10 protein-coding genes and 1 tRNA gene are annotated in these 9,174 nt (G+C 73.8%); 5 read left to right on the forward strand and 6 right to left on the reverse strand.

Annotated features, from left to right (window positions below; translation table 11 throughout):
* Position 1: 1 nt before the first annotated feature.
* From GD880_RS14285 to GD880_RS14295, 3 genes are all read left to right on the forward strand, one after another.
* Complete coding sequence (locus tag GD880_RS14285) at positions 2 to 373, forward strand: VOC family protein (RefSeq protein WP_152232283.1); 372 nt, start codon at positions 2 to 4, stop codon at positions 371 to 373.
* Positions 374 to 481: 108 nt separating this feature from the next.
* Positions 482 to 880 (forward strand): GlcG/HbpS family heme-binding protein, encoded by a 399-nt coding sequence (locus tag GD880_RS14290; RefSeq protein ID WP_152232284.1) that lies wholly within the window; start codon positions 482 to 484, stop codon positions 878 to 880.
* Positions 881 to 1,030: 150 nt separating this feature from the next.
* Positions 1,031 to 1,104, forward strand: a tRNA-Met gene (locus GD880_RS14295).
* A 117-nt stretch (positions 1,105 to 1,221) separates the two neighbouring features.
* On the opposite strand, the gene GD880_RS14300 is transcribed toward GD880_RS14295, so the two are convergent.
* From GD880_RS14300 to GD880_RS14325, 6 genes are all read right to left on the reverse strand, one after another.
* The gene (locus GD880_RS14300) at positions 1,222 to 2,451 is read right to left on the reverse strand and encodes a sensor histidine kinase (protein WP_152232285.1); all 1,230 of its coding nucleotides are present in this window, start codon (positions 2,449 to 2,451) and stop codon (positions 1,222 to 1,224) included.
* Positions 2,444 to 3,241, reverse strand: coding sequence for a response regulator transcription factor (locus GD880_RS14305; RefSeq protein WP_152232286.1), 798 nt, complete (start codon positions 3,239 to 3,241; stop codon positions 2,444 to 2,446). The genes GD880_RS14300 and GD880_RS14305 overlap by 8 nt, the downstream gene beginning before the upstream one ends.
* Positions 3,234 to 3,617 carry a hypothetical protein gene (locus GD880_RS14310; protein WP_152232287.1) on the reverse strand — a complete coding sequence of 128 codons (384 nt, stop codon included), beginning with the start codon at positions 3,615 to 3,617 and terminating at the stop codon, positions 3,234 to 3,236. Before GD880_RS14310 ends, GD880_RS14305 begins: the two co-directional genes overlap by 8 nt.
* Complete coding sequence (locus GD880_RS21055) at positions 3,617 to 5,416, reverse strand: Ig-like domain-containing protein (protein ID WP_152232288.1); 1,800 nt, start codon at positions 5,414 to 5,416, stop codon at positions 3,617 to 3,619. The genes GD880_RS14310 and GD880_RS21055 overlap by 1 nt, the downstream gene beginning before the upstream one ends.
* Positions 5,417 to 5,420: 4 nt before the next feature.
* Complete coding sequence (locus tag GD880_RS14320; RefSeq protein ID WP_152232289.1) at positions 5,421 to 5,984, reverse strand: signal peptidase I; 564 nt, start codon at positions 5,982 to 5,984, stop codon at positions 5,421 to 5,423.
* Positions 5,985 to 6,067: 83 nt separating this feature from the next.
* Entirely contained in the window at positions 6,068 to 6,631 is a 564-nt protein-coding gene (locus GD880_RS14325) for a TasA family protein (protein WP_152232290.1), read from the reverse strand.
* Positions 6,632 to 6,980: 349 nt separating this feature from the next.
* Between GD880_RS14325 and GD880_RS14330 the strand changes: the two genes are divergently transcribed.
* Both GD880_RS14330 and GD880_RS14335 read left to right on the forward strand, forming a co-directional pair.
* The gene (locus GD880_RS14330; protein WP_152232291.1) at positions 6,981 to 8,408 is read left to right on the forward strand and encodes an FAD-binding oxidoreductase; all 1,428 of its coding nucleotides are present in this window, start codon (positions 6,981 to 6,983) and stop codon (positions 8,406 to 8,408) included.
* 378 nt (positions 8,409 to 8,786) lie between these two features.
* Entirely contained in the window at positions 8,787 to 9,053 is a 267-nt protein-coding gene (locus GD880_RS14335; RefSeq protein ID WP_152232292.1) for a hypothetical protein, read from the forward strand.
* The last annotated feature ends 121 nt before the right edge of the window (positions 9,054 to 9,174 follow it).

A 9,174-nucleotide genomic window follows, 5' to 3' on the forward strand; every position in this document is an offset into this window, starting at 1 on the left:
TATGCCTCTCACCACGCACCTGCAGGTCGTCTCGGTCCCCGTGACCGACCAGGACCGGGCCAAGGCGTTCTACGTCGACACGCTCGGCTTCGAGCTGCGCCGGGACAACCCCATGGGGCCGGACCGGCGCTGGGTCGAGGTCGCCCCGCCCGGGGCCGCGACCTCGCTCACGCTCGTCACGTGGTTCCCCACCATGCCCCCGGGCAGCCTCAAGGGCCTGGTGCTCGCCACCGACGACGTCGACCGCGCCGTCGCCGACCTGCAGGAGCGTGGCGTGCGGTTCGTGGACCCGCTGACCGACTCGCCCTGGGGCCGGTGGGCCACCTTCGACGACCCGGACGGCAACGGCTGGGTGCTGCAGCAGAGCCGATAAACCCCGACCGGTTGCCGACCCGGCGGGGTGCTGTCAGCCTGCAGGTGGCCGGCAGGGCAGCCCACCGGGGCTGCCGTGGTCCCGTCAACGGAGAGGGGAAGGTGTGCCATGGCCGACATCACGCTGGAGCAGGCACAACGCGTCGTCGAGGCGGCGCTGGCGGACGCGCACGAGCGCGGGACGGCCATGAACGTGGCGGTGGTCGACGCCGGCGCGAACCTCAAGGCCTTCGGCCGCATGGACGGCGCCTGGCTGGGCAGCATCGACATCGCCATCAAGAAGGCGCGCACCGCCCGGTTCTTCGACATGCCGACGGGCGACATCGGCGGGCTCTCCCAGCCTGGCGGCGCGCTGTTCAACATCGAGGTGTCCAACGGCGGGCTCATCACCTTCCCGGGCGGCCTGCCGCTGGAGGTCGACGGCGAGGTGGTCGGGGCGATCGGCGTGAGCGGCAGCACGGTGGAGAACGACCACGCCGTGGCCAGCGCCGGGGTCCAGGCGCTGTAGCGGCGGATCCGCCCGTGTGCACGGGCGTGTGAGCGCCCGCGGGGACCTGACCCGCCCGCGCCGACCCGCCCGCGCCGACCCGAGTGTGACGAACCGCTCGGTCTCAGGCCAACCACCCGGCGCGCCGATGACGTAACCTGGAGGAACCGACGCGGGGTGGAGCAGCTCGGTAGCTCGCCGGGCTCATAACCCGGAGGTCGCAGGTTCAAATCCTGCCCCCGCTACAAAGCAGTGACGAAAGCCCCGGACCCGATGGGTCCGGGGCTTTCGTGATCTCACCGGCCCGCGTCGTCGCCCGCGGAGTCTCCCCCGAGCGCGGCAGTGCGATGCGCCCAGGCCGCTCAGCCCCGCTTCGGCAGCCGCAGCGTGAAGGTGGTGTGCTCCTCCGGGCCGAGGGTGAGCCGGCCGCCGAGGCTCTGGGCCAGGTCTCGGGCCACGGCGAGCCCGATGCCCGCGCCCCGGCTGCCCTGGCGCGAGACGCCGCGGCCGAAGATGTCCTGGCCGGCGGGCCGCGGCCCGGCGTCGGACACCCGGACCGTCACGTGGCTCCCGTCGTCGCGTCCGGCCACGGTGATGTCGCCGGCGCCGTGCGCGTAGGCGTTGGCCACGAGCACGTCGAGGATCTGCCCGACCGGCCCGGCGGGCACCGTCACGTCTCCCGGGTCCGTGGTCGCCGGGAGCACCCGGCGCCCGTGGTCCTGGCCGTCCCAGCGGCGCACCGCGGCGTCGAGGACGTCGGCCAGCCGGACCTCCTCCGACGTCGCCGCCCGCCCCCGCGCGAGGTCGAGCATCTCGCTCAGCGCGTCGTTCAGCCGGTCGATCTCCCCGAGCGTGCGGCGCAGCTCCGTCGCCACCTCCGGCGCGGTCTGCGGCCACAGGGTGAGGTCCTCGAGGGTCAGCCGCAGGGCCGTGAGCGGCGTGCGGAGCTGGTGAGAGGCGTTGGCGCTGAACTGGCGCTCGCGGGTGACGAGGTCGTCGAGCCGGGCCGCGCTCTCGCGGAGGGCGGCGCCGATCTGCTCGGCCTCGGGCACCCGGTAGCGCGGGACGACGACGTCGAAGCGGCCGTTGCCCAGCTCCGTCGCCCGGGCGGCGAGGTCCTGGAACGGGCGGGCGAGGATGCGGGCGGCGAGGAACCCGAGCGCCGCCGAGAGGCAGAGCAGCGCCAGCCCCAGCGCCGCGAGCGGGAAGATCGCCTGGGAGATCTGCCGCTCCACCCAGGCCCCGGCCCGAGTGAGCGTCAGGTGACCGCCGCCGTCGACCGCCCGGGTGACGGCGATGTCCGAGCGGGCCGGGGCGCCGACCGCCCCGGCGGTCACGGTGGCCAGGTCGGCGGCGACGTACTCGAGGCGCTCCGCCTCGTGCAGCATCGGCTCGAGCAGCCCCGCGGTGATCTCGCTGCCGCCCGCGAGGTGCCGCTCGACGACCACCGCGATGAGGTCGAGGGAGCGCTCGATCTTGCGGACCTCCTGCTGGTGCACGAGGTCGGCGAGGGTGTACGCGCGCGGGATGCCGAAGAGCGCCACGACGAGGGTGGTGAGCCCGACGAACGCGACGATCAGCCGCTCACGCATCCTGCGGGCCGTCCTCCAGGCGGAACCCCACCCCGCGCACCGCGACGATCCGGGCGCCGGCGCCGCTGGCCTCGAGCTTCTGCCGGAGCCGCCCGACGGTGACGTCGAGGGTCTTGGTCGAGCCGAACCAGTTCTCGTCCCACACCCGGTCCATGAGCGCCTCGCGGGTGAGGACGGCGCCGCGCTCGGCGTCGAGCTCGGCGAGCAGGTCGAACTCCTTCGCGCTCAGCGCGATCTCGGCGCCGCGGGCCCAGGCGCGGCGCGACCGGGGGTCGACGCGAAGGGCCGCGGACGCGGCGGGGGATGGGGAGGGCGGCGCGGCCGCTGCCGGTCCGACGGACGGCGGCGGTTCGGTGCCCGGCGAGGACGGGGCTGGCCCGGGAGCGGCCGGCCCGGCGGCACCGGTGGGGACGACGGCGCCCCGGGCCTGCCGACGCAGCAGCGCCCGCACCCGCGCGAGCAGCTCGGAGAGCGCGAACGGCTTGGGCAGGTAGTCGTCGGCGCCCATGTCGAGCCCGACCACGCGGTCGAGCTCGCCGCCGCGCGCGGTGAGGATGATCAGGGCGCCGTCGTAGCCCTCGGCCCGCACCCGCTGGCACACGTCCAGGCCGTCGACGTCGGGCAGGCCGAGGTCGAGGATCATCAGGCAGACCCCGCCGGCGGCCACGCGGGCCACCGCGGGCAGGCCCTCGCCGAGCCGTTCGACGGTATGGCCCTCCCGCTCGAGCGTGCGCAGGAGGGGCAGGGCGATGCCGTCGTCGTCCTCGACCACGAGAACGGTGTCACTCATGCCGCCGAGCATAAGGGGGCCGGCGCCCGGTGGCGTCCGTAACTATGAGCGCGAGGACCCCCAGGGCCAGCACGGCCGTCGCCCACGGCATCGCGCCGCGGTCGGGGGGCGCGCCCGGCATCCCGGCGGTCACCGTGAGCGCGGCCGTGACGAACGCGAGCGCCGCCGCGGCGGCGCTCGCCAGCCGGGACTCGAAGCAGCCGTCCTTCCACAGCTTCGCGGCGGCGAGCAGGCCCACCGCGCCGAGCGAGCCGAGCAGCAGGGCCTGGTAGGACGCGCCGGCGCCGCGGGCGACGGCCTGGACGAGGTTGAGGACGGCCAGGGCGGCGGCGGCGACCGCGGTGGACCGGGACAGCCGGGTGGGCCGGTTCCGCATCAGAAGTCCCTGTCGAGCGGGCCGGTCTCGGTGACCGGGGCGGTGGAGCCGGCGTTGCCGGTGATGGAGGTGACGGGGGCTGGGCTCCAGATCATCGCCGCCGGGAGCAAGGCCTCCTGCATCCAGCCGTTGTTGTCGACGGCGGCGCCGAGGGTGAGCGTGACGATCGTCCGGGCGACGCCGCCGACGACGGTCGTGCTGGCTGTCATGGTCGCCTCGAAGGAACCTTGCTTCGTCGCCTTCACGTGGTCCTCGCGGAGGTTGACCGTGCCGAGGTTGACGGCGGCGCCGGCGCGCTGGACGTCCAGGGTGTCGTCCTTGCCGCCGAGGCCGAGGAGCTGGCCGTCGCGCATCCGGACGGTCACCGGGATGGCGGCGCCGGTCCAGCCGGCGCTGATGGAGCTGAGGTTGACCTGCTGGCTGTAGGTGAAGATGACGCGGTCGTTCGGCTCGGCGAGGCCCTCGGTCTTGCCGCCGTTGACGGTCTGGACATCGAGGGCGCGCAGCGGGTTGTCCACGCGGCGCCCGGCCAGGATGGCGGAGACGGTCGTCGCGCCGGTGCGGTCCACAAGGACCGCGCGCAGGTCGTAGCTGCCGTTGGGCACGGTGGTGGTGTCCCAGGTGCAGGCGTAGCCCGCGGTGGCGCCGGCGCAGACGTCGGTCCAGCCCGTGGTTCCGGCGGCGGCCCGTTGGATGGTGACGGTCCGGATCCCGGCTGTGGAGCGGGCGGTGGTCCTGAGGGTGACGGTGCCGCTGAGGTAGGCGCCGGGGTCCTCGAGGGAGACGGACGAGGCGATGTTCTCGATCAGGCGGTCGGTGACCGCCGCCGAGGTCGCCGTGTTCCCGGCGCCGTCCGTGGCGACGGCACGGAAGGCGTAGGCGCCGTCGGCCAGGGTGGTGGTGTCGAACCGGCAGGCCCACGGGGCCGCCGTGACGGTGCAGGCCGGGGCGAAGGACGTGGTGCCCGCCTTGGCGTACTCGATGACGACCTGCTTGATGCCGGAGATGGCGTCGGCGGCCACGGCGGTGAGGGTGCGGGTGCCGGCGAGCGGGCTGCCGGGGTCGGTCATCGTGACGGTCGGCGCCTGGTTGTCGACGACGGTGCGGGCCAGGACGGCGCTGGTCGCCACGGTCTTGCCGGCGGTGGCGACGGCGCGCAGGTCGTACTCGCCGCCGGCGACGGACGTCGTCACCCAGGTGCAGGTGTACGGCGCGGCGGACCTGCTGCAGACGTCCTTCCACTGGCCGCTGTCGGCCAGGGCGTACTGGATCTGGACGGCGTAGGTCACCGACCCGGCGCCGTAGAGGGAGGCGGTGAGAGGCACGCTCCCGCGCACGACGTCGCCGGGGGCGGCGAGGAGGAGCAGGAGGCTGTTGGCGACCGCGGTGCGCAGCTCGGCGGAGGTCGCCTCGTAGCCGGCGCGGTCGGTGGCGCGGGCGCGCAGGGCGTAGCTGCCGTCCGGGAGCGCCCCGGTGGCCCATGCGCAGGTGTACGGGGCGGTGGCGGTCGTGCACACGGGCGCCCAGGCGGCGCCGGGCGCGAGGTACTCGATGGTCACGGCCTGCACGCCCGTCTCCGCGTCGGCGGCGTCGGCGGTCAGGGCGACGGTGCCCCTGACGGAGGCGCCCGGGTCGCGCAGCGCCACGGTCGGCGGGGTCCAGTCCGCGGCGGCGGTGACGGTGGAGGGCGTGTTCGTCGTCGTCGCGGTGAAGGCGGCGGTGGAGAAGGTGGGCGTGAGGACGCCGGTCACCGCGACCAGCAGGGCCGCGGTGAGGAGGAAGAACGCACGGCGGGACATCGCCTCAGGCCCCCGCGGCGGTCGGGACGGCGCCGCCGACGGCGGCCGGGTGGCGGAGGTTGCGGACCAGCTCGAGCAGGGCGCGCAGCGCCACGATGCCGGCCGGGACGCCGATGACGGCGATGCGGATGGCCGGGTCGGCGAGGGCGATGAACACGTACCCGAGGGCCGGGACGGTGAACGCGACGACCGGCTGGGTCGCGGCGGCGAGCTGGAAGGTCCAGGGGTCCGGGTCGGCGTTGGCGTCGCCCCGGGTGCGCAGCTGGGTCTGGCCGTCGACGGGCTCCATCGCGACGATGCGGTGGGTGACGAGGTGGTCGATGCCGGAGTCGGCGGGCGGGAGGTAGGTGATGACGTCGCCGACGGCGAGGTCCGCGACCGGCACGACCCGCTCGACGGCGACCGAGCCCTTCTCGAACGTGCCGGACATCGACCCGCCGGTGATGACGTAGCGCTCATAGCCGAGCAGGCCGGGCAGCAGGTAGGCCAGGGCGACGAGCGTGACGACGACCAGGAGCAGGTTGGCCGCCACCCGGCGCAGCCGGGACAGGGGGGAGGGGCGGGTCATCTCTGCTCCTGGTCGTCGTGTCTGTGGGGGAGGGTCCGGCGCCGGGTCGGAGGGGGGCGTCGACCCGGCGCCGGGGTTGGGGGTCAGCCGGCGACGGTGGCGCCGTCGCGCTGGTTGGTGGTGGCGCCGTCGAGCTGGACGGAGTCCCACTGGTAGGTGGCCGAGGCGGTCGCGCCCTGGTAGGTGTTCGGGGTCGCGGCGTCGAGGGCGACGGTGAAGGTGTAGGTGGCGGCCTGGTTGGGGGCGAACTCGCCGAGCTCCTGCTTGAGCCCGTCCTCGAGGCCGCCGAAGGTGCCCGCGTAGACGGTGCGGGTGCCGTCGGTGATCGTCAGCCTGAGGTTGTCGGCGAAGGCGTTGCTGGACGTCGTCTCCGTGAGACTGAACCGTGCCGGCAGCGTGCCCGTGTTCGTGATCGTCAGCGAGCCGTTGAGCACGTCGCCCGGCTTGACGTCCTTGAGGTTGAAGATCGCCCGGTTGTCCGCGGAGTTCGACTGGGCGAGGGTGCCGGAGGTGACGCCGCTGAGGGTGTTGGCGGAGGTCGAGGTGAAGGTTGCGCCCGAGCCGACGGCCACGGCACCGGCCGCGAGCACGGTGGCGAGCGGGACGAGGATGCGGCGGCGGCTGGACGTGGTGGCGGTGCGGGCCATGGTGTTTCTCCGGGTCTGGACGGGCGGGATCGGCGTTGGAAGAAACGCTATTCAGCCGATATCCACGGCCCGGTGACGCCCGGTGCCCGGGAGATCCACAGTTGGGTAACAACGCCCGGTGGGCCCCGCGCTCGCCGGCGCTGCCTGCACAGCTCGCCGACCCTGTGCTCACAGGCGTGCCGCCCGTGCCGGTCGGCCCGCTGCTGGGCAGCACGCCGTCTCACGTCGAGAGTCAGCGGCCCGTGGTCACCGACCGTCGTGGGACCGTCTGAGCCGGAGGGCGGCCGGGCCGAGACCTGCGGCACCCGCCCCGCAGAACGCAAGAAGAACGACGAGGAGGTCGCCAGCGATGACACCGAGGACCCAGGACCCCGCGGCCACGGAAGCCTCGACCGTCGTCTCCGCGCTGCTCGCGACGCTGCCCGGACGGGTGCGGACTGCGGCGGCGGTGCTGGAGCCGTACCGGCGCGACCGGTCCGGTCGGGTCAGCGGTGGCCCGCCGCTCGCCGTCGTGGAGGCGCTGTCGGTGGCGGACGTCCAGGAGGCCTGCCGGATCGCGAGTGCCCACGGCGTACCGATCGTGACGCGGGGCGCCGGGACCGGCCTGGCCGGCGGCGGCATCGCCGGCCCCGACGAGATCGTGCTGTCCACCCGCGCCATGGACCGCGTCCTGCGCGTCTCCCCGCAGAACCGCCTGGCGGTGGTCGAGCCCGGCATCCTCAACGCCGAGCTCAACGACCGGCTGGCCGAGCACGGCCTGTGGTGGGCTCCCGATCCGGCCAGCCGGGAAATCTCCACCGTGGGCGGCAACATCGCCACCAACGCCGGCGGGCTGCTGTGCGCGAAGTACGGGGTCACCCGGGAGTCCGTCCTCTCGCTCAAGGTCGTCCTGGCCGACGGCCGGCTGATCCAGGTCGGCCACGACACCGTCAAGGGGGTCACCGGCCTGGACCTGTGCGCGTTGATGATCGGCTCGGAGGGCACGCTCGGGGTCATCGTCGAGTGCACCCTCCGGCTGCGCCCGCTGGTAAGCGGCCCGATCGCGACGATCGGCGCGTTCTTCCCCTCCGTCGAGCGGGCCGCGGCCGCCGCCGGCGACGTCGTCGCGGCCGGGTGGACGCCGGCCGTGATGGAGCTCATGGACCGCCGCACGCTGGAGTGCGTGGGCCGCTACACCGGCCAAGACCTCCTCGCGCGCGGCGACGCCCTGCTGCTGGTGCAGGTCGACGGGGCGGGGGCGCTGACCGAGGCGGACGCCGTGCACGACCTCGTCGTGGCCGCGGGCGGCGCCGCGGAGCTGACCACCGATGCCGCGGAGAGCTCCCGCTGGATGGACCTGCGCCGGCAGGCGTTCCCGGCCATCGAGAGCCTGGGGACGCTGCTCGTGGAAGACGTCGCGGTCCCGCTGGACCGGATGAGCGACATGTTCGCGCACGTGCGGCGCCTCGAGGGGCGCTACGGCGTCATCATCCCGACGGCCTGCCATGCCGGGGACGGCAACCTGCATCCCACCTTCGCCTTCCAGGGCGAGGAGGTTCCCGCCGAGGTCTGGCAGGCGGCCGGGGAGGTGTTCGAGCATGCGCTCGCGCTCGGGGGCACCCTCTCCGGCGAGCACGGCATCGGGCTGCTCAAGCGCCGCTGGCTCGGGGACGAGCTCGGCGAGGACCAGCTCGACCTGCAGCGCCAGATCAAGGCCGTCTTCGACCCTGCAGGGTTGCTCAACCCAGGCAAGGTCTTCCCGGACGACGACAGATCCGGCGAGCACGCGCTGTCCTGACGGCGGAGCCCGGCCTGAGGCCCGTGACACGGCTCTCGCCCTTCGGTGACCGTCGGTCGTGCGTGCGTGCGGAAGTGGCCTCAGGGCAGGGCGGACGGCGCCCGGTGGTGGCGCCGTCCCTGAGCGACCGCTCGGCGCGCCGGTTCCCACGAGCGATGTGATTCCGCTCACGCTGACACGCGGTGTGAATGGGCGTCTCCGCCTCCGACCTCGGGTGACGCCGTCCTCCCGATTTACGGCCGAAATGCGAGAGAAATCGACGGGTGTCGGCGGGAGCGTCGGTGCTGGGTAGGTTACTTCCGCGGGCTGAAGCGGCCGCAATCTCGAAGGCCGCGACAACCCCGAACAGGACACTCGCGCTACAGAAGGACCATCACCGTGACCACCATGACCGTGCCCGCGTGGGCCGATCCGCGCCAGATCACGGACCCGGCGGACCGTACGCACATCTTCCGCTCGCCCATCCGGACGGCGACCTTCGGCCCGTCCGAGCTCCGCAGCGTCATCGTCGACGACGGCAGCGGGCCGCGCCTCCACCTCGAGGCCAAGACGATCGACGGCCTCGATGTCCAGCAGGCCGCCGCGCTGCTCGAGGCGCTGGCCGTCCAGGTCTCGCAGCTGCGGGAGGCGACCGCTCAGCCCTGATCCACCGGTGTGGTGAGCGTGGCGTAGAACGAGAGAGCCCTTCTGGGCAGGGAAGATCTTGATTGCGACGTCGAGATCCGACCACCCAGAAGGGCACCTCGTAAGTGAAACCCTCTCACAT

The sequence above is a fragment of the Georgenia ruanii genome, from assembly GCF_009193175.1.
In the GTDB taxonomy this organism is placed as follows: Bacteria; Actinomycetota; Actinomycetes; order Actinomycetales; family Actinomycetaceae; genus Georgenia; species Georgenia ruanii.